Consider the following 22,817-nt stretch of genomic DNA (forward strand, 5'->3'; position numbering starts at 1 on the left):
ACTGCATGCTTTATCTCTAACTCAGCATGGAGAACGAAGTGCAAAGAACTTTAGAAATTGAACGCAGTTTGCGAATTCCAATACAGCCTCGCGTTCATCAATAATTGCATGAATCTAAGAGACGTTCTTCGCTAAATCGAGACCAACTGATGTAACTTGCGTTGACCGAGCCCGAGCCAACCTTCTCAACCTGTTTTGGTGCGCCTTTTATGCCGCGCCGCCCCGAGGCCTACGGCGACCTGCTGCGCGAGAAGATCGCCAAGCACGGCGCAACCTGCTGGCTGATCAACACCGGCTGGATCGGCGATGGATATGGCACCGGATCACGCATGCCAATCAAAGCCACCCGCGCCCTGCTGACCGCCGCACTGGATGGCTCATTGAACGAGGCAACCTTCCGCAAAGACGCCAACTTCGGCTTTGACGTGCCCGTCACCGTGCGCGGCGTTGATGCCGAACTGCTGGACCCGCGCTCAACATGGGACGACCCGGCAGCTTACGATGCACAAGCCGCCAAACTGGTTAAAATGTTCGCCGACAATTTTGAGCAATACCTGCCCCACATCAACGAAGACGTCAAAGCCGTCACGCTGGGTTGAGGTATTCTTGAGTAACTGAATAAAAGCCCCTGATATCAGATCGATATCAGGGACTATCTCGTTCTAAAGCGCTACACCCATAGCTCACAGCTTTATTGAACATATCATAGGAGTGCGGGAAGTGATGGTCCGTCAGTTTTCAAGGCCTTCAAACCAGTCAAGTGCCTGCGAACTCCACCCCTCTGGATAACCGTGCCCTCCGTTGTGTAGGAGGATTTCGAGACTGCCGACTTTGCAAATCCAGCTTTTGCGCCATAGGCCATCGGTTATTTTGTGGTCTGCTGCATTGGGTGGGCAATCGTTTTCACGTCGCCACACCGCAAGGCCTTGCCAGATGTCCGCCTGAGTAATGGTAATGTCATACTCATCGCTGTGTATTGCGCGACCTTCAAGCGGAACAACCTTGTCGACAAATCCATGGGTATGAAGCAAGTTTACCGGCGCCTGGCAATCTTCTGTGGCGGGGAGCCAGAACCCCCCGGAAGCTGGAGCGTAGCCAAGAGCTAAGTCAGGTGCAAGGCAGGCAACTTCCCAAACCATCGACCCGCCTCTTGAAAACCCTGTCAGAAGCACCCGGCTGGCATCCACATTTGCCCGAAGAACAACATCGGCTAGTACCTCACGCAGAAATATGACATCCGAGCGGGGATAGGTGTTCCAACCGTCTCGAACAGACCAATCGGCGGGCTTATCTTCTAACCAAGGCAATGCGGTCGGTGCTATAAAAGCGTATCCACGCGCGGTGAATGCTTCGACAAACGCCTTATTCCCGATGACCTTAGCACCAGTTCCGCCATAGCCATGCAGATGCACCACAGCAGGTCCACCCTCCCAGTTTTCGGGAAGAACAATGTGGTATTCTCCGGTTTCAATCTTGCACGAGTTAGCTTCATTACCGCAACCGAACGCGGTTACCGGCCCTGCAATTAGGAGTGTGGCTAAAACGAGCGTTACCTCTTTGAGCATAGTTTCCCCCAAAAGTCCGATACTAGCACAAAATGCGTCTCGGGATTAAACCACATTGGTTTGTCAACCTAGGACCCCATCGGGACTTGAGGTACAATTTCAGCCCTTACTCACCCCCTCAACCTGCCGGTCAATCGCATCCAGATGCGCCTGTTTCTCCCCATCGCTCAGGAAGGACGCCGCAAAGGAGTTTTTGGCCAGCGTCACGACATCCTGTTCGGTGACATCCAGATGCTCCACCACGGCGCGGTAGTTGTCGTTCAGATATCCGCCAAAATAGGATGGATCGTCCGAATTCACCGTCACCAGCAACCCGGCATCCAGCGCCTTTTTTACCGGACTGGCCGACAGCGACGGGATGCCTTTCAGCCGCCAGTTTGAAATTGGGCACATGGTCAGCGGGGTTTGCTGATCGGCCAGACGTTTGGTCAGGGCCGCATCGTCCAGCGCATGGTTGCCGTGATCCACCCGCTCGATCTTGAGCAGGTCCAGCGCGTCACGCACGTTTTCGGCCGTCCCCTCTTCGCCGACATGGGCCACGGGGGTGAACCCTTCTTTGCGGGCGGCCTCAAAAACGCGGGCGAACTTCTCGGGCGGGTGGCCTTGCTCGCTGCTGTCCAGACCGACGCCAAAAATATGATCCTTGTGCTTGCACGCGCATTCCAGCGCTTCAAAGGCTTCTTCCTCGGGCAGGTGACGCAAGAAACACATAATCAGTTTTGAGGTGATGCCAAATTCCTTCTTTGCATCCTCCAGCGCTTGCGTGATCCCTGCCAGAACCGTTTCAAAAGCCACGCCGCGGTCTGTATGCGCTTGCGGATCAAAGAACAGCTCAACATGGGTCAAACGATCCGCATGAACCCGCACCAGATAGGCCCAGGTCAGGTCATAGAAATCCCGCTCCGTCAGCAGGACGGACATGCCTTGATAATAAAGGTCAAGGAAATCCTGCAAGCAGTCGAATTCATAGGCTTTGGCGACCTCTTCCACCGAGGCATAAGGCAGTTCAACACCATTGCGCTTGGCCAGCTCCAGCATCATCGCAGGCTCCAGTGTACCCTCGATATGCAGGTGCAGCTCGGCTTTGGGCAAGTGATCAATCAAGGCTTGGGACAGGTTTGACATTGGCGTCCTCTTTTGCAAATTATCTTCCTGGAAAGTTATATCATATATTTTACCTTTCTGGAAAGATAAATATTCCAACCCGGGAGCGCCCTGAAATGTCAGATAAAACCCCCATCCATGACCTGCTGGGGCGCATCAAAGAGCATTGGCCTACGGCAGACACCGCCGAGACGGATATTGTCTTCATGATCCTCAGGCTTCAGGACCTGATCCGGATCAATACTGAATCAGTGCTGGACGACTTTGATCTTTCGCACGCATCTTTCGAAGTGCTTGTCGCCCTTCGCGCCCGACCCGAGCCCCGGCAGCTTACGCCGACGGAACTGTATCGCTCGGCCCTTTTGTCGTCCGGTGGCACGACAAAAATCCTCATCCAGTTGGAGAGCCGCGGCCTGATCGAACGCATCGCCAACCCGTCTGACGGGCGCAGCAAAATTGTGAGACTAACGGATGCGGGTGCCGCACTTGTAGAAACGGCAATGACCGATGTAATGGCCTGTGATCGCAGCTTTTTTACAAACATCGAGGACCCCTCTGGCCTCAGTAACCTACGGGCAACGCTTTTCGATGCCCTGCACGACTTAGAGCGGTAGGGCCTGCAGTGTGATAGCGCAAAATGAAGACAGGCCACCCTTATTGGGTGGCCTGAGTATTGTTGCGCTACGCGCCTGGCATCGCCATCTTGCGGTTCCACTGCCCAGATGGCTGATGATACTCGTCCTCGACAAATTCAAAGCCGTAACGCTCATAGAACTTACGACCCACCGCATTATCGCGGAACACTTCGACTTTCAGCGGACCCTTCAGGGCCACCGCATGATCAACCAAAGCGCGGCCATAGCCTTTGCTGTGCTTTGAGGGATAAAGAAACAGCCCCCCGATGTCATTGCCGATCAGCGTAATGAAGCCAACGACGCCTTCGGGCTCTGACAAAACATAGGTTTCTGCCTTTGGAACGTAGATGTTGCGAATGGCATCTTCGACCTGCGCGACAAAGTCATCACTTAGAAACGGATGCGCCAGCGCATTGGCCTTGCGCCATGCGCTCATCACCGCCTCGATGTCATCCTCGCGATACGCGCGTAGTGTTGTTTGAGTGTCTTTCATTGTTTTAGCCTTGTTATCTTTGATTAAGCTGCGCACGCACGGAGGTGATACCCAATCGTGACACACGATAGGGCTTGCTGTTGTGCGAGCGGATAAAACGCCGCTTTTTCAGGCGCTGGAAAACATCCAACGTGCAGTCGGACAGAACATGCCCTTCACGCGTGAAACAGGTGATGTTGCGGATTTTGCCATTCTCACCGCGTTCATAGTGGATCGCCCCACCAAGCGCGAGTTCATGCAAAACACGCTGTTCGTGCTTTGAGATATTCAACGGATTGTCTCGATTTTAAAAGAGTACAGGAGCAGGCCCGCTCAGCGTGTCGCGTGAGGGGCCGTTTTCGGTATCATCGTTCCTGCTGCCGTATCGGCTAATCAGAAACGGGCGCTTGCCCGGGTCTCTAACATAAAATCTCCATCACCTGAGGGCATCAGCCCCAGGATTGTAGATGAGTTATTCTCTCTCATTGATGCAAACAAGGCCGAGCCTCGTAACCGCCGAGTGACGTGTCAGAAATATCACGGGTGAGGAGCACGGACAAATTTACGCGTAAGCCGTTCGGCAACGCCTCGGACTAGGGCACGCTCCCTGCCCCCCAAAACCAACCAAATGCCATAACTGCCATAACGATACCGGCGGAATACACTGCTAACTTCCAAACTGAATATGTGCGCTCTCCAAAGGTTCGCCCATCAATGCCAGAGACAACAATCTTCTTGTCCTCGTCATTATACGAATAGTGCAAGATCCAGACCGGCAGCAGAATACGTCGATAGTGAATACCTGAGGTATCCGTTCGATATCCGCCGATCTTGGCAGCTTTTTGATGGATCCTTTGTTTGATCTTGTTGCGAATCAACAAGGCCTTATCGTCTTCATTGGCGCGCAGGCCCTCATCTATGGTCATATGATGGCGTTCAGCGGCAAAGCCAGCCAGATAGTTTGGCTGGTATGGGCGCAAACGGTCCGGCTTAAAGTCGTGAAGTATACCGTCACGGATCAACGGCGTTACGTGGGGCGATGCGGGAACAAGCAAATCGTCAAAGTGCGTATTGAACCGACACGAAAAACTATCCATACGCAGCGTATTTCCCGAACCCCTCGTATATGTCGCCCAATATTCGATCGCTTCTTTTGAATCGAAGGTCCAGAATGGCACATAAATCCCGACAAGGCGCCCTTTGGCCGCTTGTGTGCGCAAGTCATTTGGGGCTGCGATCCGCCGCCGAAGCCATTTCGCAGCACAGGTCACCGCGTTTTTTTCGTCGACCTGAAACGGCACCAGCGCCATGGTACGATAGGCGCTCCCTTCAACCCCCAAAACCACCGGCCCGTTACAGTAAGGACAGTTTTCCGAGAGTGTCGGCCCGGTAAAAAGCATCTCCCCGCCACAGGTTTCGCAGTGATGGACACGCTCGTTTCGAAAGGCGGGCGCTTCTTCCTGCGGCATGTCCGGATCATATGGGAATTCGCGCTTGGCGGCATGACCCCAAGGCGAATGGATTGGCCAATGTGTCCCACAGCTTTGGCACAAGAGATCTTGCTGACCGGGGTCGTAAGCACATTGCCCACCGCAGTTTTTGCACAACAGCCCGGTTTGATATGTCGCCAGTTCGTCCATCAGTCGGAATGAGCCAGCGCCATTGCAATTTCCAGAACAACCCGCAACCTGAGCACCGAACGCTCGCCAGCCCCACTCAGATCACCACTGCTGTGCCAGTCTCCGATTATCGAGGTCAAAAACCATGTTGCGAGAATCCAAAAGCCGATAACCGACCAGCCTGAGATTGAACTGATCCAGCCAGCAGAACCTTGCTTCAATTCGTGCTTGGCCTCGTAAAGCTTGATAATCTTCACAACGCTGGTCATGCCTATGAATGTCGATAGTCCAAAAAGCGCAAGCCCGCAGATGATCGGCATTAGATTCAATTCAAAGACCTTTTAGATCCACCCAAAAGAGAGTCTTCAACTCTTATCTGTTCTTTAGAAAAGAGAAAGCAGAAATTGAAAATTACCAACCTATCTGACGGCAGCTCTAATAGGACATTTCGGGTCGGAACTCGCTAGGAATAGCATCCACCCCATCCAACACCAATTCCGCCATCACCTGCCCCACCTTCGGGGCCATGCCAAAGCCGATCTTGAAGCCACCGTTGGCGATGAATTCATCGGGGCGGAGCGGGTGATTGCCCAGCATTGGCGCACGGGAACGGGTCCGGGGGCGAACGCCAGCCCAGCGCTTGAGGACAAGGGCATCTTTCAAAGCAGGCACGAGTTGACGTGCGCGGGTGATAATTTCATCCAACTGGGTATCAGTACTGGTTGGGTCGTCGTAATCGCGTTCGCTTGTCGAACCTATCGCAGTGGTCCCATCTTCGTGCGGGATGAAATGCAGGGCATCGACAAAAAGCTGCGGTTGGTTGGCGGCATTGAAGTCCAGCACTGCGCCTTGTCCTTTGACACCATTGCCCACGATGCGCGTATGCGCTTCGGTCAATTCCTTCAGTCCCGCAACACCGGTGCACCAGATCACTTGACCACATGGCTCCCCCTCTGTAGCGATCACACCACCCCTGGCCCGAATGGCCGCCGCCAAAGCGGCACTGGCCTGACGCGGGTGCAGCCGTGCGCTCAGGGTATCATGCGCCAACAGGCCCGTTGCCGATGGCGGTGCCCAATCAAGCGTATCGGCGGCAACCACCTCCCAAACCGCTTTACTCTGCCACAAGGTTTGCGCATTCACTGCACGCTCTTGCGCCAGCGCCACCGCGCGGTCATCCGCCAAAGGCTGCAACCGGCCCAGCCGGGCATAGCCAGGGGACTGACCCGCAGCCTCAGCCACTTCAGCCCAGAACGCCTCGGCCATGATCAGACTGTCGAATTGAAACGCCTTTTTCTCATTCCAGTTTTCCGGCACATGCGGGGCCAATGCGCCGACCACACCGCCCGAGGATCCGCCCCCCACACCGTGCGGATCAATCACCATGACATGTGCATCTTTTTGCAAGCACGACCAAGCCACCGACAGGCCGAAAACTCCCGCCCCCATGATCGTCACATCTGCCATTGCCAAAGCCTACGCCTCTCTCCATTGTCGCCTAGCTGATGACATGGCTTGGAACGGAATGGAAGATGCAGGGCGAAAGCGCAGATCTGGAGTGGCGGGACGGGGATATTCCTATCTCAACCCGGTTTGACGACCCGTATTTCAGCCTTGAAAGCGGGTTGGATGAGACACGCCATGTGTTTCTGGCCGGGAATGATCTACCGGCGCGGTTCCGCGATGGGTTCCGGATTGCCGAATTGGGCTTTGGCACCGGGCTGAACTTTCTGACGACATTACTGGCTTGGCAACAAAGCGGATGCGAAGGCAATTTCTCTTTCACAAGTTTTGAAGCCTTCCCCATGTTTGCCGATGAAATGCAACGTGCGCTCTCAGCGTTTCCAGAGCTAGACGCACTTGCTTCTGAACTGGTGCAGCACTGGGCGACCGGAGCGCGCCAGATCACCATCGGCGCCGCAACACTGAACGTGATTGAAGGCGATGCACGCCAATGCCTTCGAAGGTGGCAAGACAAGGCTGAAGCATGGTATCTGGATGGGTTTTCGCCCGCCAAGAATCCTGAGCTGTGGCAAGAGGATCTGATGGCTGAGGTGGCGCGGCACACCGCACCTGAAGGCACCGCCGCCACCTATACCGCCGCTGGGTTCGTCCGACGGGGACTTGAAACAGCAGGCTTCGACGTGACCCGTACCCCCGGTTACGGCCGTAAACGTCATATGACACGCTGTACTCTGAGGGCTGAGTAATGGAACTGAACACCCGCTTTGGCATCTGGTTGATGATCCTGACCACCTTCATTTTTGCCATTCAGGACGGCATCTCGCGCCATCTGGCTGGGGAATATAACGTCTTTATGGTGGTCATGATCCGCTATTGGTTCTTTGCCGCCTTTGTCACCGCGATTGCCAAACACCAGTCCGGCAGCATCAAACAGGCCGCCGCAACGACCCAACCTTGGCTGCAAGCCTTCCGGGCGGTTCTACTCGTCGCGGAAATCTGCGTGATGATATACAGCTTTACCCTCCTTGGTCTGGTCGAGGCGCATTCGGTCTTCATTTGTTACCCGCTGCTGGTTGCCGCCCTCTCTGGCCCGATCCTGGGCGAAAAAGTGGGCTGGCGACGTTGGGCCGCGATTGGTGCAGGTTTTGTTGGTGTTCTGATCATCCTGCAACCCGGCTCTGGCGTGTTCCAACCCGCAGCACTAATATCACTGACCGCCGCATTGATGTTTGCACTTTATGGTCTACTGACGCGCTATGCCGCGCGCCGCGATTCAGCCGCGACCAGCTTCTTTTGGACAGGCACTGTCGGATCCGTCGCGATGACCTGGGTTGGCATCTGGTTCTGGGAACCGATGGCCGCATCAGATTGGCTCTGGATGGGCTTGCTGTGCATCACCGGGGCGGCGGGGCATTACACGCTGATCAAGTGCTATGAGGTCGCCGAAGCCTCGGCTGTGCAGCCCTTTGCCTATTTCCAGCTCGCCTTTGCCGGGGCTATTGGCATCATAGTGTTTGGTGAAACAGTTCGCACGAATGTTGCCGTCGGCGCTGCGATCATCCTCGCTGCAGGCCTGTTTACCCTTTGGCGAGAACGGCGGGCTAAGTAATCTGGCAACTCCTACTGCCACGCGTCAATTTGCCCGGCGACATCGCAAGTAAATCTAGTTGCAACGCAAACGGTAACGTGATTGTGAGCAGAAATTAACCATTTCGTCTGGGCCATGTTCAAAACACGCCAAATATCAAAGTGCTTTAGTCAACGTGGCCTGATGGCCATGCTTCTGGCCTTTGTGCTGGCACTGCGAGTGATCGCCGCGCCGGTTGTCATGGCCGCGCCGGAACCGGGTCTGATTGCGCTCTGCTCGGGCGGCAAGATCGTCTATGTTTCGCTGGAAACAGGTGCCCCTGTTCCCGCGTCCGAGACGGACACGCCACACGGTGATCCCTGTCCATTCTTTGGCATCACCGCCGCGCTTGATAGTGATCGCTCAGACATTCCCGCAGTGCTGCAACTGGCCATGCCTCTGCCGCTTGCAATTGACATCCAAAAGGCCGAAAGCCTTGAGCGAAAAGCGCCCTATCACTCACGTGCACCCCCTCTTTTTTCCTGATTCCAGTTTCCACTTACCTTAACTGCAATCCGGGCAGCCATCCGTGCTGTCTGAACGAAATGATAAGACCCATGAAAAAGACAGTGATAGCCGCGCTAGCATTTAGCGCAACCATGTTTGCAACCTCTACCCACGCCGACGGCGACCACAGCCAAGGCAGCAATGCACCGATCAACGCCAATGGCCACGCGCCCATCGGGGTGATGGGTGACCACCTGCACAAGCAGGGTGAGTTCATGTTCTCCTACCGCTTCATGCGGATGGACATGCAGGGCAACCGTCAAGGTACCAATAGCATCTCGGACGAGGCGATCGTGACCGGCGTACCAAACCGATTTGCGGGAATGCCCGGCCAGCCACCCACGCTGCGCATCGTGCCGCAAGAGATGACCATGGACATGCATATGTTCGGAGCCATGTATGCGCCCAGTGATCGCGTCACCCTTATGGCGATGCTGCCTTACCTCAAGAAAGACATGACCCTGACCACCTTTATGGGCGGCATGGGCACCACTCGCTTGGGAAACTTCGACACCAGCTCCGAAGGCATCGGTGATATCAAGGCGGGCGCCTTGGTGGGCTTGATGGATACCGGCGCGCATAAGGTACACCTAAATCTGGGGCTCAGCCTGCCAACCGGTTCGATCACCGAACGTGGTAACGTGCTTACCCCGATGGGGGCCACCATGAACGTGCGCCTACCCTATTCGATGCAACTTGGATCGGGCACCTACGATCTTCTGCCCGGCGTGACTTATTATGGCACCAGCGGCCTGTTCAACTGGGGCGGCCAGCTGCGTGGCACCATTCGCATTGACGAAAATGACGAAGGCTATGCCTTGGGTGATGAGGCCGCCGTCACCGCATGGGCCAGCGTTCAGCCCCAGCCATGGGTCAGCCTGTCAGGCCGGGTCGAGGCCAAAAAACTTGGCCGCATAGAAGGCATGGACACCAGCATCATGGGCCCGGTTCAAACCGCGGACCCCGACAACTACGGCGGCGAAACTGTTAACATGTTCGTTGGTGCGAACTTTGCCGCCCAACGCGGCGCATTGCGCGGCCATCGTCTTGCAGTCGAGGCTGGTTATCCTATTTATCAGAACCTGAATGGAGTTCAGATGGAAACCGACTGGACTCTGAACATCGGTTGGCAGAAAGCCTTCTGAGGCAAACACACAATAATCCAATTGCGCCCTTAAATAGGGCGCAGCTTACCACTCTGATTTCACAGGACCACACCATGAAACACTTCATTGCCGCCGCTGTTCTTGCCATGGCCCCACTCGCCACCTCGGGAACCGCACATGAGTTCGAGCTCGGATCGCTGAGCATCGACCACCCGATGGCCTTCGAAACCGCGCCCAGCGCCCGCGCCGGCGCTGGATACCTGACCGTTACCAACAACGGTGAAGAAGTAGACCGCCTGATCGAAGTCCGCGCCGATTTTCCCAAGGTCGGGATCCACGGCATGAAGGACGAAGACGGCGTCATGAAAATGTATCCGCTTGAAAACGGCGTCGAAATCCCGGCCGGTGAAACCGTAGAGCTAACCCCTGGCGGCATGCATGTCATGTTCATGGGCATCACCGATGGCCCACTAGAAGAAGGTGAAAAAATCCCGGCCACGCTGGTGTTTGAAAAGGCTGGCGAGATTGAAGTTGAATTCAACATCGAAAAACGCCCCGAACACGGCGAAACCCACGAGCATTAAGCCCAAATTCTTGCGCCCCGGCGGCCACAAGCCGGGGCGAAAAACCGGTGGCCATTTCCGCATTATGTGATGTAGGTCTTGGCCATGGCCCTCACTCCTGTCCTCATCGCAATTGCGCCGATCTTTTTGCTGATCATTCTTGGCTACCTGCTGCGCAGGAATGGCATCCCGAATGTCGAGTTCTGGAACCTGAACGACAAGCTGGTCTATTGGGTCCTGATGCCCGCGCTGCTGTTTCAAAAAACATCGACGATCGAACTGACGCCGGGACTGGTTGGATCGTATTCCGTTGTGATCATCGGAGGGTTTCTAGCCGCATTGGCTTTCGGTCTGGGTACGGCCCGGCTAGCGGGATTGCCAAACGACAAAGCCAGTTCGGTCATGCAGGGTACGGCACGGCACAATGCCTTTATCGCGCTGTCGATTGCTGGCGGGTTATTTGGTGCCGAAGGACTGTCATTGGGGGCTTTGGCCATGGCTCTGCTAATCCCGGTGACCAATCTGGCCATCGTCCCAATGATGGTAATCCTGAACCAACGGGATGCACGCCAGAACATATTTGCCAAGGTGCTGCACGATCTGGCGCGCAATCCGCTGCTTCTATCGGTTCTGATTGGGGTGGGATTCAATATCTCAGGTATAGGAGAGGTCCCGGTTCTGCACGATACTACCAGGCTGATCGGCAACGCAGCATTACCTATTGTCTTGATGTGTGTCGGGGCCAATCTGCGACTGCGCGCGATGCAGGCCTCAGCCCTTCCGCTGGCGCTGTCCATAGTGGGCAAGTTTCTGATCTTCCCACTGATCACCGTAGCGCTGGCACTAGCCTTGAACTTAAGCGAACTTGAAACTGTCATCGCGCTTTTGTTCACGGCCTCTCCGACCGCTTCGGCATCTTATACCCTAGCCCGGCAAATGGGTGGCGATGCCCCCTTGATGGCGGCAATTACCACAACTCAGACGGCGCTGGCGTTTTTAACACTGCCGATATCTTTATTGCTCGTTGAAATGTTGTACTAACTCCGGCGCATTCCCCAGCTCAGACACTTTTTCGTTTTTTCCCGCACGGTTACCGATTACTCTAATGCAGAGCCGCCGTGCCAAGGGACCTGTTGTTGATGAAAAATGTTTCGCTATCCAACTTCGCGCTCGCGCTGTTTGTTGCATTGGCCCTGGGGTGGCTGTTCTATATCGGACGTCCAATCCTCTTGCCAATCGTCGCGGCGTTGATTTCAGTCTACATCATGCTTTCGGTCTCAAATGCATTGCATCGACAGCCACTCTTAAGCAAAGTCCCCTTGCGATTGCTAAGACTTACGCTTTTGACGGCATTTGCTGCGGTCATCATTGTGCTCGCCATTGTCACCGCCGCCACGATACGCGAGATTATCTCGGTGGCTCCGACCTATGAAGCTAATATTGACACGATGGTCGAGAATGTTGCGGTTCGATACGAGCTTGACCATCAGGAGCTTTGGGATGAGCTGTATGCCGTCACAATCGGCGCCTTTGATCTGAGGCAATTGTTTCTGACGATCCTTGGCAGCTTTAGAAACGTGGGCGTCACGGTGTTTTTGATCGTGGTCTATGCCACGTTCCTGATGAGCGAACGTGCCAGCTTTGAAAAGAAGCTTTCCGCCGTATTCCCGACACCAGAGCAAGCCAGCAAAGTCATGGATATTCTGGGGGAAATCAACGCCAGAATCAGCGACTATCTGGTCATGAAAACGATGATCAACGTATTGCTGGGCGTGATATCCTACGTGATCTTATATGCCCACGGGACGGATTTTGCGCTGTTTTGGGCGATCATGATCGCCCTGCTGAATTACATTCCATATGTCGGCTCATATATTGCCGTCTTTTTCCCGGTTGTGTTGTCCTTGGCGCAATTTGCTTCGTTACCCATGACAATCTCACTTCTGCTGTTTCTGACCCTTGCACAGATCACCATAAGCTACGGTGTCGAGCCCAGATTGATTGGAAAACAGGTCAATCTTAGCCCGCTTGTGGTCTTGATTGCTTTGTCAGTCTGGACAACACTCTGGGGATTTTCAGGCGCAATCCTCGCCGTTCCGATGACATCAGTTCTTGCCATCATTTTTTACAGCTTCGAGAGCACACGTTTCATCGCCGTTTTACTGGCCAATCAGTTCGAAGAAGATGCAAGTAGCGTGATGTCGTAGTTTGCAGTTTAATAGGCTGCGTACGATGATTCATCAGCGCGCAATTTCAATTCTCCTGTTGGTCGCAAGCTATTCAATTTTAGCATGCGGCGTGCGTTGGCCGAGATTAAGTTCTCCTACGAAAAACGGTTTCCAAGCCCTTCATTTTCCTATATGGCGCAGCCATCTGAGACGTGATGCCTTTGACCTCGGGCACATGAGAAAGATTGAGGTCGGTGGCAATGGGGCCACCATTGAAACGGAAGACCCGGAGGGCCGGGAGCGCTTCCAACTAGGAAACGAAGATGTTTAACGAAGTTAAAAAATCAGTTCAGTGGGGCGAAGAAACGCTGACACTGGAAACCGGTAAGGTTGCCCGCCAGGCAGACGGCACCGTCATCGCCACTTTGGGCGAGACGTCCGTTATGGCCGCGGTTACATTTGCCAAATCGCAACGTGAAGGCCAGGATTTCTTTCCTCTGACCGTTCATTACCAAGAGAAATACTATGCAGCCGGCAAAGTGCCCGGCGGCTTTTTCAAGCGCGAAGCGCGCCCAACCGAAAAAGAAACCCTGACAGCCCGCCTGATCGACCGTCCGATCCGCCCGCTGTTTGTTGACGGTTTTAAAAACGAAGTTCTGGTCATGTGCACCGTGCTGAGCCACGATCTGGTCAACGATCCAGACATCGTTGCGATGATCGCCGCCTCTGCTGCGCTGACCATTTCAGGCGCACCGTTCCGAGGTCCAATCGCCGGTGCCCGCGTTGGTTTTGAAGATGGCGAATACGTTCTGAACCCAACCGTTGATGACATGCAGGACCTGCGCATGAATCCCGATCAGCGTCTTGATCTGGTTGTTGCAGGCACCAAAAATGCCGTGATGATGGTTGAATCGGAAGCCTACGAGCTGACTGAAGACGAGATGCTGGGTGCGGTGACATTTGCCCACGAGCAGATCCAACCGGTCATCGACCTGATCATCGATCTGGCCGAAGAAAGCGCGAAAGAGCCATTCGACTTCCAGCCTGCGGAATATTCCGAGCTGTACGACGCGGTTAAAGCGGTGGGCGAGGACAAGATCCGTGCTGCTTATGCAATCACCGACAAGCAAGAGCGCACCGGTGCCGTTGCAGACGCCAAGGCCGCCATCAAAGAGGCTCTGTCTGAAGAGCAACTGGCCGATGCCAACCTTGGTCCCGCGCTGAAGAAGCTCGAAGCCAGCGTTCTGCGTGGTGACGTTGTCAAAACCGGCAAGCGTATCGACGGCCGTGACACCACAACTGTCCGTCCTATCGTATCAGAGACTGGCCTGCTGCCACGGACACACGGTTCTGCCCTGTTCACACGCGGTGAAACCCAAGGTCTGGTTGTCACCACTCTTGGCACCGGCGACGATGAGCAAATCATCGACGCGCTGCACGGCAACTTCCGCTCGAACTTCCTGCTGCACTATAACTTCCCACCCTACTCAGTAGGTGAAGCGGGTCGCGTGGGCCCTCCAGGCCGCCGCGAAGTTGGTCACGGTAAACTGGCATGGCGCGCCCTTCAGGCGGTTCTGCCTGCGCCAACTGATTTCCCGTACACTGTGCGTGTTGTTTCCGAGATCACTGAATCAAACGGCTCATCTTCGATGGCGTCTGTTTGCGGCGGCTCCTTGTCGATGATGGACGCAGGCGTTCCACTGAAAGCACCGGTTGCCGGTGTGGCCATGGGCCTGATCCTTGAGGACGATGGTTCTTATGCGATCCTGACGGACATTCTGGGTGACGAAGACCACCTTGGCGACATGGACTTCAAAGTGGCTGGTACTGAAAAAGGTATCACCTCGCTGCAGATGGACATCAAGGTTGCAGGCATTACGCCTGACATCATGAAACAAGCGCTGGCACAAGCCAAAGACGGCCGGGTACACATCTTGAACGAGATGTCCAAAGCCCTGACAGAAGCGTCCGAGTTCAGCGTTCACGCGCCACGCATCGAGACCATGAACATCCCAACCGACAAGATCCGCGAAGTGATCGGTTCTGGTGGTAAAGTGATCCGTGAGATCGTCGAGGTTTCCGGCGCCAAGGTCGATATCAACGATGACGGTGTGATCAAGATCGCCTCGCCAAACGGTGAATCGATCCAGAAGGCATACGACATGATCCATTCGATCGTGGCAGAGCCAGAAGAAGGCCACATCTACAAAGGTACAGTTGTCAAAATCGTCGACTTCGGTGCGTTCGTGAACTTCTTCGGCAAACGTGATGGTCTGGTGCACGTCAGCCAGATCGAAAATCGCCGTCTGAACCACCCATCCGACGTTCTGAAAGAAGGTCAGGAAGTTTGGGTCAAACTGCTGGGCTTTGACGACCGCGGCAAGGTGCGCCTGTCGATGAAAATCGTCAATCAGGAAACCGGCGAAGAAGCCGCACCTGAGAAGAAAGAAAAAGACGACGCCTGATTCCTCAGATGATCGATCAGAAAAGCCCCGGATTTTGCCCGGGGCTTTTTTTGTGACGTAACGTCAAATTCAACAAAATTGGCTCGCAAATGACCAAAGGTAAGGTTTTCCTTACGCGACAGCGTTAAAACAACTCCTATATGAAGAGACATCGACGATACACTCGTTATGGTCGATTTTGGAAAAGGTTATTGTTTTAGTATTTTTTGGCCTTTTCCGGCACGCCTCACTCACGGATCTGCGTGCCTGGCCCCGACATTCCCCCATGCCGGGGCCTTTCGCATGCTCCGATCTCAACCTTCGATCGTAAGTTGATCAGTCCACAGGTAATGCCGTGGTGTTAAAAACTGTCCGAAGTGTAAAACTGCTTTGCATCTTAGCTACACCCGGCAGTCGCGTCAGATACTGGCGGTGAATCCGGGCAAAATCTTCGGTACTGTCCGCAACAACTTTTAAAATATAGTCCGCAGCCCCAGCTGTTAGATGGCATTCCAATACGTCAGGAATGCGCTTTACGGCCATTTCAAAGGCTTCCAGAACCTCATCTGCTTGTGTGGAAAGCGTGATCTCGACAAAGATCGTAGCGGAAAGCCCAAGCTTTGCTTCATCTAACAAAGCCACGTAGTCGCGTATATAACCATCCGTTTCAAGCCGCTGCACACGGCGATGGCAGGCACTGGCGGACAAATTAACAGCTTCGGCAAGTTCTGCGTTTGAGATTCGGCCACGCCTTTGCAGCACATTCAGCAAACGACGATCCATCGCATCAAGTGACATCTGCGCAAGTTCCTTCGAATAACTAAATTCAACTTCGAATATTCTTCTCATTTTTGTGAAAATTTCAACTCAAATATCAACCCGATTTCTTGCCAGATGCGACATTCTGTCAGAAAGTCACACATGAGGTTCACCATGAAAATCGGATGCCCCACAGAAATTAAACCACAGGAATTCCGGGTCGGCATGACCCCGAATGCGGCGCAAGAAGCTGTTGCCCGTGGCCACGAAGTTATCATTCAAGCCGGTGCCGGCAAGGGCGCTGGGTTTGAAGATGCGGATTATGTTGCTGCCGGCGCAGCGATCATCGACACCGCTGAAGAGATCTTTGCCACTGCCGACATGATCGTGAAGGTGAAAGAACCTCAAGCGGTTGAACGCAAGATGCTGCGCGAAGGTCAACTGCTGTTCACCTACCTGCACCTGGCACCCGATCCAGATCAAACACATGATCTGCTGGAAAGCGGCTGCACCGCCATTGCCTATGAGACAGTCACTGATGACCGTGGCGGTCTGCCACTTCTGGCCCCAATGTCCGAAGTTGCCGGTCGTCTGGCACCGCAAGTGGGTGCCTATACCCTGCAAAAAGCCAACGGTGGCCGCGGCGTTCTGATGGGCGGCGTTCCTGGTGTTGGCCCGGCCAAAGTCATCGTCATCGGTGGTGGTGTTGTCGGGACACACGCCGCGAAAATCGCTGCTGGCATGGGTGCAGACGTCACCATTCTGGATCGCTCGATCCCTCGTCTTCGTTATCTTGATGACGTCTTCGGCGGCACCTTCAAGAACCAATACTCCACAGCCGGTGCGACGGCCGAGCTGGTACGCGATGCCGACATGGTCATCGGTGCGGTTCTGATCCCAGGTGCGGCGGCACCGAAATTGGTTTCACGTGCTCAGCTGTCGGAAATGAAACCCGGTGCAGTTCTGGTTGACGTTGCCATCGACCAAGGCGGCTGCTTTGAAACCTCCAAAGCTACCACTCACGCCGATCCGATCTACGAAGTAGACGGCGTCATGCACTACTGCGTCGCCAACATGCCAGGTGCAGTTGCACGTACCTCAACCATCGCTCTGGGCAACGCGACCATGCCCTTCATGCTGTCGCTAGCCAACAAAGGCTGGAAACAGGCCTGTGCCGATGACAAGCACCTGCTAAATGGTCTGAACGTCCACGCTGGCAAACTGACATACGCAGCCGTGGGTGAAGCACTGGGTCTGGATCACGTTGATCCAACATCCTTGCTCTGATCCCAACACTACCGAATTGAAAAGGCCCCGGAACTTCCGGGGTCTTTTGTGTTAAAAGGTAAGCACTCGTTACAATCGCCAATCAAGGCATCGTACTGCACGCTGCTCAAAGGCATCCGTTTCGCAACGCTGGAAGCGATTTGCGAACTCTTGGGCGGCCAACTCGGTGACATACTTCAATACCGCCCCGAATCGGATTCTGGCATGAGATAAAAGGCAATCATCTGGGCAACTAATCTGCCCTTTATATTTAACTTCAATAAGTTAGAATCAACTTAGCGGGAATCCCCGATTACACCTTATCCGTGCTACAATACCCCTCTATCGCAATAAATTTTTTACAAATTTGAATGGGGGGCCATGCAATGCCAACGTATATGACGCAGTTCAGCTATTCGACCAAATCGATCCAAAGCCTGGTTGAAAGCCCACAAGATCGTCGCTCACCGGCGCAACGTGTCTTCGCCGCCGCCGGCGGTGAAATTCTTTCAATGTACTATTGTTTCGGGGATTATGATGGCGTTGTCATCTCTGAATTCCCATCAGACGTTGCCGCAGCGTCGGCCATACTGGCAGTCGGCTCTTCCGGTGCGTTTTCCAAGGTCAAAACAACCGTTCTGCTAACAACGCACAGCGGCGTGACCGCAATGGAAGGCGCGAAAGAGATTGTCGGGGAATATCGTCCGCCCTCTGCCTGACAAGTGTCTATTACCCCCGCGTGTCTGCCCGGGGTTTTCCTTACACTTCGATATCCGCACCGCCCTCGGCGATGCGGCGAGTGATGTAGTCGTCAATTTCGTCCAGACGGCTCGCCTCCAAAGCAGGCGCTTCAAAATTTTGTAGCGTCTCTTTGAAAATCTTGCTGGCACGAGTCGTGGCATCCGCAGATCCGCGATCCGTCCAGTTTTCAAAATTGTCCCAATCCGACAGAAGCGGTGAATAGAAGGCTGTTTCGAATCGGTCCAGCGTGTGCTGCGTGCCAAAGAAATGGCCACCATGCCCAACATCGGCAATCGCCTCCAGCCCCAGCGTGGCCTCATTGACCTCCAACGGTTTGAAAATCTCGGCAAACATCTGCAGCACTTCAACATCGATGATGAACTTCTCGGCAGAAATGGTCAGCCCCCCCTCTAGCCATCCCGCACCATGAAGAACCAGATTAGCCCCGCCCATCAACGCGCCCCACAACGACATCTGCGACTCGTACGCCGCCTGCGCATCCGGCGCGTTCGAGGCGGTTGGACCAGAGGACCGCAACGGCAAACCGTACCGGCGTGCCAACTGCCCCGACGCAAAAGCGGCCTTGACGTACTCGGGCGTCCCAAAGGCCGGAGCGCCAGATTTCATGTCAACGTTCGAGGTAAAACTACCATAACAGACCTTAGCCCCTGGTTTTACGATCTGCGACAGACACAATCCCGCCAATGCCTCCGCATTCTGCATCACCAGCGCCCCCGGAATGGTAACTGGTGCCATGGCACCCGCCAGCGTAAAGGGCGTCAGGATCATCATCTGTCCGGCGTTGGCCGCGTCAATAATGCCTTTGCACATCAAATCATCCAGTTGCAGGGGTGAGTTGGAGTTGGCCACCGAATAGCACACTGGCGTTTCCAACAATTGATCAGGCGTCAAACCATTGGCAATCCGCAAAATCTCATAGGAATCTGCCACTGCCTGCCGTCCACGGAAATAGACAAACGGTACCTTCTCGGTCAGCGTCGCAATTGCCCGTGCCATTTTGAGATGGCGAATGTTCATCTGAATATCCTGCGGCTCTACCACGGGACCAAACAGATGGATCACATCAAACGATTGCGCCACACGGCAGAAATCCTCAAAGTCCTGCAAGGTGCCCGGGCGACGACCCCGCTGAATATCTGAACAATTTGGCGACCCAGCCGAGGTTGAAATTCCAACCTTGTTACTGCCAATCATCACGTCGCGGCCCTCGCCACGCCCCATCATGGTAAACTCTGACGGGGCCTTGGCGATCAGTTCCATCACCAGATCGGGATCGAAATAAATCACACCTTCTTCGCCCGCACGCATGCCAGCGCGCACATAATGTTCACGCGCCTCATCGCTCAGAACCTTGATCCCGATGTCGCGCAGGACTTTCAACGTTGCCTCGTGAATCGCCTCAATCTCATCCGCGCTAAACTGCTCGATCGGCGGATAAGGGTTGCGCCACTGCCGCCAAGCCAGATCAAACTGCTTTTTCGCGTTACTTTGACGTTTTGCACTGCGCCCCCTGCGCCCTCCAGACCGTTGGCTATTCATCGCTAATGCCTTTCAGAAATTTTGCGGTATGCGCAGCCCCCAGTGCCGGGTCCATGTCGCGCCCGGTGAAGCATTTGAAATACTCGTTCAGGTATCCAAGCCGTTCTTGGAAATCTTCATCGTCTTCGACCTTAAGCGCATAGAAGCTGATCTGGGTAAAATAGATCACCCGCGCCCGGATAAAGGCCTCGGCTTCTGGGAAACCATGCCGCTCATAAAAACCCGCTATCGCCGAAACACGCGCATTGTCTTCGATCTTCAGGATCTCACGCAGCTTATCGGAATGCCGCGCCCAATCCCGAATGGCCTGATCCAACTTCGGGTCAAACCGCGTGTGATCCACCCAAACGGAAAACAGCGAAAATATCCCATCTTCCAGACAGCTGGTTTCGCGGATCGCCTCAAGCATCACCCCTGTATTGCGCGCGCGCCATTCCTCTAACAACGCATCCAGCAGGTTCTCGCGGCTCTCAAAATGCCAATAAAAGCTGCCGCGCGTCACATCCAACTGACGCGCCAGGGCCGTGATCTGAACCGCTTCGATTCCGTTCCCGATTAATACATGCAGTGCAGCCTCAACCCAATCTGCACCGGTCAAACGCGGCTGGCGGGCTGTGTTTTGCGAGGTTGAGAGCAGAGGCATTTGTCACCTTCCATACAGGGTTGAATGTTTCAATACAGACATGTATGTTTTGCGTCAATCCATCATTGCAGTTTCATGAAAGACCCGCCCGATGACCAAAGCCCCGGCCCAAACCATTTGCTTTGAAGACCTGAGCTTCAGACCACGTTTCGAATACGGGGACATGGCACAGGTGAATGTGGTTTCCGGCACCGAGATGGGCACCAAGCTGGGCACAGGCTTTGCGCGCTTTACCAAGGCCGCCATTCCGTGGACGGTCCAATATGACGAGGTGGTCTTGGTCCTCAGTGGCCAACTCACAGCCCGAACCAAAGACAGCGTTCTGACCGCTGGGCCCCAAGACAGTATCTGGTTGCCCAAAGGCACCGAGCTGACCTACGAATCCGAAGACGCACTTGTCTTTTATGCGATCGAACCCGCGAACTGGGCAGAGGCTGCAACATGAAAATCAACCGTCTGCCCAAAGATGACAAAACCAACGGCTGGAGCGCGATCCTGCCGGGTCGGACACCACACGACGCCCTCAAGGGCGACATCAACGCCGATTGGGTGGTGCTGGGCGCCGGGTATGCCGGGTTGGCCGCAGCACGGCGTTTGGCCGAAAACTGCCCCGATCAGAATATCGTTGTCATCGAGGCGGGGCAGACCGGTGAAAACGCCTCAGGCCGCAACTCGGGCTTTGCTATTGATCTACCGCATAACGTTGGCTCATCGCTGGAAGAACTCGAAGGCTCGCATCGCTTCATGCGGTTGGCACGCTCCGCCATCGACCATCTTGAGGGTATCGTCACATCCCATAACATTTCCTGCGACTGGGCGCGCGCGGGCAAATATCACACCGCCGTCTCCTCCCGTGGTCGCCGCGATGTTCTCGAACCCTTCGCCAAGGAAATGGAGGCCCTGAACGAACCCTATGAGTGGATCGAAGGCGACGCCTTAGAAAAACGCCTCGGCTCCCCACATTTCACCGCTGCCGTCTACACCCCCGGCTGCGCCCTGATGAACCCTGCGGCCTTGGTCCGGGGCCTGGCCGACACCCTGCCGGAAAACGTGACGCTTTATGAAAACTCCCCCGTGATCGAGGCCAATTTTCAAAACGGAGTACAACTGACCACCACCCAAGGATCCATCCGCGCACCCAAAATGATTATGGGCGCAAACGGGTTTTCCGATCAGTTCGGGTTTTACAATCGCCGATTCCTGCATCTGGTCGCCCACGCCAGCCTGACCCGTCCTTTGACCGAAAAAGAGCAGGCCGAATTCGGCGTTCATCAACAATGGGGCCTGACCCCGGCCAACGCCTTTGCCGGGATCACCATGCGCTACACCGCCGATCACCGTATTCTAATCCGCCAGGGCCTCAGCTACTGCCCATCACAACGGGTCAGCGCGGCCGAGCAAGAGGCCGTGCGCCGCAGGCACATTGCCCTCTTCAAGGATCGCTTTCCTTCCATCGCAGATGTCGACATGGATCACACCTGGAGCGGCTTTGTCTGCCTCTCACGCAATGGCGCCCCGGGTTTTGGTCAATTGGCACCCAACATCTGGTCCGCGGTCTGCCAGAACGCCGTGGGAGTCACCAAGGGCACCTTTGGCGGCATCCTTGCAGCAGACATGGCCACCGGGCGCGACAACCCTCTCATCGCCGATATGCAGACCTTGGGCGAGCCGGACATGCTCCCCCCACGCCCTTTCTTGGACGTCGGCGTAAGGGCACGTTTCGGCTGGGAGCTTTGGTCCAACCGGCACGAGGCTTAACCTAGCAACACAGGAAACTCATCACCTGCTAACCGATCCCCATGCTTCAGCGCCACTTGGGGAAAAGGGGGCGAGGTCACGATGCCCTCGCGGCGTACAAATCGCGCATCGTCCCCCAAAAGACGCAAGGAAAACGCACGGCGCTGTCGCGAAGCACTGTTGTTTGCCGGGGCGCCATGAATCGTCCGATAATCAAAGGCAATCGCATCACCGGGGCTGACGGCCCACCCCACCACTTCGTATTGATCACGGTCACCATTGATATCGGGGATGTCTTCCAAGCCATCGTCTTCGTTCAAGGCCGAGCCATCAAATCTCTGTGGTCGGTAAGACTTGCCCCATTTGTGCGAGCCGCTGACAAATTCCAACGTTGTTTCGCGCGGCACTTCATCCAGAGGAATCCATAGGCTCACCGTTTTGGGGCCGCTCACACAGTAATAAGGCGCATCCTGATGCCACGGCGTTGGGACACCGGTCGCCGCCTCTTTCACCAATACATGTTCATGAAACAACTGCACTTGGCGGCTTTCCATCAGTTCAGCTCCGATTTTGGCAGCCGGTGAATTGAATATAAAATCTTTATAGTCGTCGAAGCGCGCCCAATTACAGTAGTCGACAAAAAACCTGCCTCCGCCGTTGTCCCCTTTGTAAATGCGCGCATTTGGATCAGGATCAGCCATATTCGAGTCGATCCCAGATCGAAGCGTTTCAACCCAATCCGTAAACACGCCACGCAGCACCGTAACGCCCTTGTCCCGAAATTCCGTGATTGTCTGATCTTCAAGAATTTGTGGCATAAACCTCTCCAAATGCTGA

25 protein-coding genes and 1 pseudogene are annotated in these 22,817 nt (G+C 54.8%); 15 read left to right on the top strand and 11 right to left on the bottom strand.

What is annotated here, in order from left to right; translation table 11 throughout:
* Window positions 1-161: 161 nt before the first annotated feature.
* A pseudogene (locus ROA7450_RS13010) lies at window positions 162-599 on the top strand (phosphoenolpyruvate carboxykinase (ATP)); the annotation flags it as partial.
* A gap of 132 nt (window positions 600-731) precedes the next feature.
* Here the strand turns inward: ROA7450_RS13010 and ROA7450_RS13015 are convergent.
* Together ROA7450_RS13015 and ROA7450_RS13020 are read right to left on the bottom strand one after the other, a co-directional pair.
* On the bottom strand, window positions 732-1,565 hold the full coding sequence (locus ROA7450_RS13015; RefSeq protein ID WP_085806288.1) for a CE1 family esterase: 834 nt from the start codon (window positions 1,563-1,565) through the stop codon (window positions 732-734).
* Between the two features lie 99 nt (window positions 1,566-1,664).
* On the bottom strand, window positions 1,665-2,690 hold the full coding sequence (locus ROA7450_RS13020) for an adenosine deaminase (RefSeq protein WP_085806289.1): 1,026 nt from the start codon (window positions 2,688-2,690) through the stop codon (window positions 1,665-1,667).
* A gap of 95 nt (window positions 2,691-2,785) precedes the next feature.
* Here ROA7450_RS13020 and ROA7450_RS13025 point away from each other — a divergent pair, with 95 nt between their 5' ends.
* Window positions 2,786-3,283, top strand: coding sequence for a MarR family winged helix-turn-helix transcriptional regulator (locus tag ROA7450_RS13025; protein WP_085806290.1), 498 nt, complete (start codon window positions 2,786-2,788; stop codon window positions 3,281-3,283).
* Window positions 3,284-3,350: 67 nt separating this feature from the next.
* Here ROA7450_RS13025 and ROA7450_RS13030 read toward each other — a convergent pair whose 3' ends face one another.
* The 5 genes from ROA7450_RS13030 to ROA7450_RS13050 all read right to left on the bottom strand — a co-directional run bounded on the left by ROA7450_RS13030 (window position 3,351) and on the right by ROA7450_RS13050 (window position 6,862).
* Window positions 3,351-3,797 (bottom strand): GNAT family N-acetyltransferase, encoded by a 447-nt coding sequence (locus tag ROA7450_RS13030; protein WP_085806291.1) that lies wholly within the window; start codon window positions 3,795-3,797, stop codon window positions 3,351-3,353.
* A gap of 13 nt (window positions 3,798-3,810) precedes the next feature.
* Complete coding sequence (locus ROA7450_RS13035; RefSeq protein WP_085806292.1) at window positions 3,811-4,068, bottom strand: YjhX family toxin; 258 nt, start codon at window positions 4,066-4,068, stop codon at window positions 3,811-3,813.
* Window positions 4,069-4,369: 301 nt separating this feature from the next.
* On the bottom strand, window positions 4,370-5,416 hold the full coding sequence (locus ROA7450_RS13040; RefSeq protein WP_085806293.1) for a hypothetical protein: 1,047 nt from the start codon (window positions 5,414-5,416) through the stop codon (window positions 4,370-4,372).
* Window positions 5,416-5,664, bottom strand: a complete 249-nt coding sequence (locus ROA7450_RS13045) for a hypothetical protein (RefSeq protein ID WP_143534448.1) — start codon at window positions 5,662-5,664, stop codon at window positions 5,416-5,418. The genes ROA7450_RS13040 and ROA7450_RS13045 overlap by 1 nt, the downstream gene beginning before the upstream one ends.
* Window positions 5,665-5,830: 166 nt before the next feature.
* Complete coding sequence (locus ROA7450_RS13050; RefSeq protein WP_085806295.1) at window positions 5,831-6,862, bottom strand: NAD(P)/FAD-dependent oxidoreductase; 1,032 nt, start codon at window positions 6,860-6,862, stop codon at window positions 5,831-5,833.
* Window positions 6,863-6,900: 38 nt separating this feature from the next.
* On the opposite strand from ROA7450_RS13050, the gene mnmC2 reads away from it, so the two are divergent.
* From mnmC2 to pnp, 8 genes are all read left to right on the top strand, one after another.
* Window positions 6,901-7,605 carry a tRNA (5-methylaminomethyl-2-thiouridine)(34)-methyltransferase MnmC2 gene (gene mnmC2, locus ROA7450_RS13055; RefSeq protein ID WP_234999517.1) on the top strand — a complete coding sequence of 235 codons (705 nt, stop codon included), beginning with the start codon at window positions 6,901-6,903 and terminating at the stop codon, window positions 7,603-7,605.
* On the top strand, window positions 7,605-8,468 hold the full coding sequence (locus tag ROA7450_RS13060; RefSeq protein WP_085806297.1) for a DMT family transporter: 864 nt from the start codon (window positions 7,605-7,607) through the stop codon (window positions 8,466-8,468). The genes mnmC2 and ROA7450_RS13060 overlap by 1 nt, the downstream gene beginning before the upstream one ends.
* 162 nt (window positions 8,469-8,630) lie before the next feature.
* Window positions 8,631-8,972 carry a hypothetical protein gene (locus ROA7450_RS13065; protein ID WP_143534449.1) on the top strand — a complete coding sequence of 114 codons (342 nt, stop codon included), beginning with the start codon at window positions 8,631-8,633 and terminating at the stop codon, window positions 8,970-8,972.
* Between the two features lie 71 nt (window positions 8,973-9,043).
* A complete protein-coding gene (locus tag ROA7450_RS13070; protein ID WP_085806299.1) occupies window positions 9,044-10,138 on the top strand; it encodes a transporter family protein in 1,095 nt (364 codons plus the stop codon).
* A gap of 74 nt (window positions 10,139-10,212) precedes the next feature.
* On the top strand, window positions 10,213-10,683 hold the full coding sequence (locus ROA7450_RS13075; RefSeq protein ID WP_085806300.1) for a copper chaperone PCu(A)C: 471 nt from the start codon (window positions 10,213-10,215) through the stop codon (window positions 10,681-10,683).
* 84 nt (window positions 10,684-10,767) lie between these two features.
* Window positions 10,768-11,703, top strand: coding sequence for an AEC family transporter (locus ROA7450_RS13080; RefSeq protein WP_085806301.1), 936 nt, complete (start codon window positions 10,768-10,770; stop codon window positions 11,701-11,703).
* Between the two features lie 98 nt (window positions 11,704-11,801).
* Window positions 11,802-12,869 carry an AI-2E family transporter gene (locus ROA7450_RS13085; RefSeq protein ID WP_085806302.1) on the top strand — a complete coding sequence of 356 codons (1,068 nt, stop codon included), beginning with the start codon at window positions 11,802-11,804 and terminating at the stop codon, window positions 12,867-12,869.
* A gap of 284 nt (window positions 12,870-13,153) precedes the next feature.
* Window positions 13,154-15,295: a polyribonucleotide nucleotidyltransferase gene (gene pnp, locus ROA7450_RS13090; RefSeq protein ID WP_085806303.1), complete on the top strand. Its 2,142-nt coding sequence runs from the start codon at window positions 13,154-13,156 to the stop codon at window positions 15,293-15,295.
* Between the two features lie 315 nt (window positions 15,296-15,610).
* Here the strand turns inward: pnp and ROA7450_RS13095 are convergent, their stop codons facing one another.
* Window positions 15,611-16,072: an Lrp/AsnC family transcriptional regulator gene (locus tag ROA7450_RS13095; RefSeq protein WP_085806430.1), complete on the bottom strand. Its 462-nt coding sequence runs from the start codon at window positions 16,070-16,072 to the stop codon at window positions 15,611-15,613.
* 135 nt (window positions 16,073-16,207) lie between these two features.
* On the opposite strand from ROA7450_RS13095, the gene ald reads away from it, so the two are divergent.
* The 3 genes from ald (at window position 16,208) to ROA7450_RS13105 (ending at window position 18,018) form a co-directional block, all read left to right on the top strand.
* A complete protein-coding gene (gene ald, locus ROA7450_RS13100) occupies window positions 16,208-17,320 on the top strand; it encodes an alanine dehydrogenase (protein WP_085806304.1) in 1,113 nt (370 codons plus the stop codon).
* Window positions 17,321-17,368: 48 nt separating this feature from the next.
* Window positions 17,369-17,533: a helix-turn-helix domain-containing protein gene (locus ROA7450_RS21530; RefSeq protein WP_370738210.1), complete on the top strand. Its 165-nt coding sequence runs from the start codon at window positions 17,369-17,371 to the stop codon at window positions 17,531-17,533.
* A gap of 152 nt (window positions 17,534-17,685) precedes the next feature.
* The gene (locus tag ROA7450_RS13105; protein WP_159454046.1) at window positions 17,686-18,018 is read left to right on the top strand and encodes a GYD domain-containing protein; all 333 of its coding nucleotides are present in this window, start codon (window positions 17,686-17,688) and stop codon (window positions 18,016-18,018) included.
* 40 nt (window positions 18,019-18,058) lie between these two features.
* Here the strand turns inward: ROA7450_RS13105 and ROA7450_RS13110 are convergent, their stop codons facing one another.
* Both ROA7450_RS13110 and ROA7450_RS13115 read right to left on the bottom strand, forming a co-directional pair.
* Window positions 18,059-19,600 (bottom strand): trimethylamine methyltransferase family protein, encoded by a 1,542-nt coding sequence (locus tag ROA7450_RS13110; RefSeq protein ID WP_085806306.1) that lies wholly within the window; start codon window positions 19,598-19,600, stop codon window positions 18,059-18,061.
* Entirely contained in the window at window positions 19,593-20,243 is a 651-nt protein-coding gene (locus ROA7450_RS13115) for a TetR/AcrR family transcriptional regulator (RefSeq protein ID WP_085806307.1), read from the bottom strand. Before ROA7450_RS13115 ends, ROA7450_RS13110 begins: the two co-directional genes overlap by 8 nt.
* A 91-nt stretch (window positions 20,244-20,334) precedes the next feature.
* Between ROA7450_RS13115 and ROA7450_RS13120 the strand changes: the two genes are divergently transcribed.
* Complete coding sequence (locus tag ROA7450_RS13120) at window positions 20,335-20,688, top strand: EutQ-related cupin domain-containing protein (protein WP_085806308.1); 354 nt, start codon at window positions 20,335-20,337, stop codon at window positions 20,686-20,688.
* Window positions 20,685-22,001, top strand: coding sequence for an NAD(P)/FAD-dependent oxidoreductase (locus ROA7450_RS13125; protein WP_085806309.1), 1,317 nt, complete (start codon window positions 20,685-20,687; stop codon window positions 21,999-22,001). The genes ROA7450_RS13120 and ROA7450_RS13125 overlap by 4 nt, the downstream gene beginning before the upstream one ends.
* Here ROA7450_RS13125 and ROA7450_RS13130 read toward each other — a convergent pair.
* Complete coding sequence (locus ROA7450_RS13130) at window positions 21,998-22,798, bottom strand: phytanoyl-CoA dioxygenase family protein (protein ID WP_085806310.1); 801 nt, start codon at window positions 22,796-22,798, stop codon at window positions 21,998-22,000. The two genes, ROA7450_RS13125 and ROA7450_RS13130, sit on opposite strands and share 4 nt — an antisense overlap.
* Window positions 22,799-22,817: the final 19 nt, after the last annotated feature.

Origin of the sequence: Roseovarius albus (genome assembly GCF_900172335.1) — a bacterium.
Lineage (GTDB): Bacteria > Pseudomonadota > Alphaproteobacteria > Rhodobacterales > Rhodobacteraceae > Roseovarius > Roseovarius albus.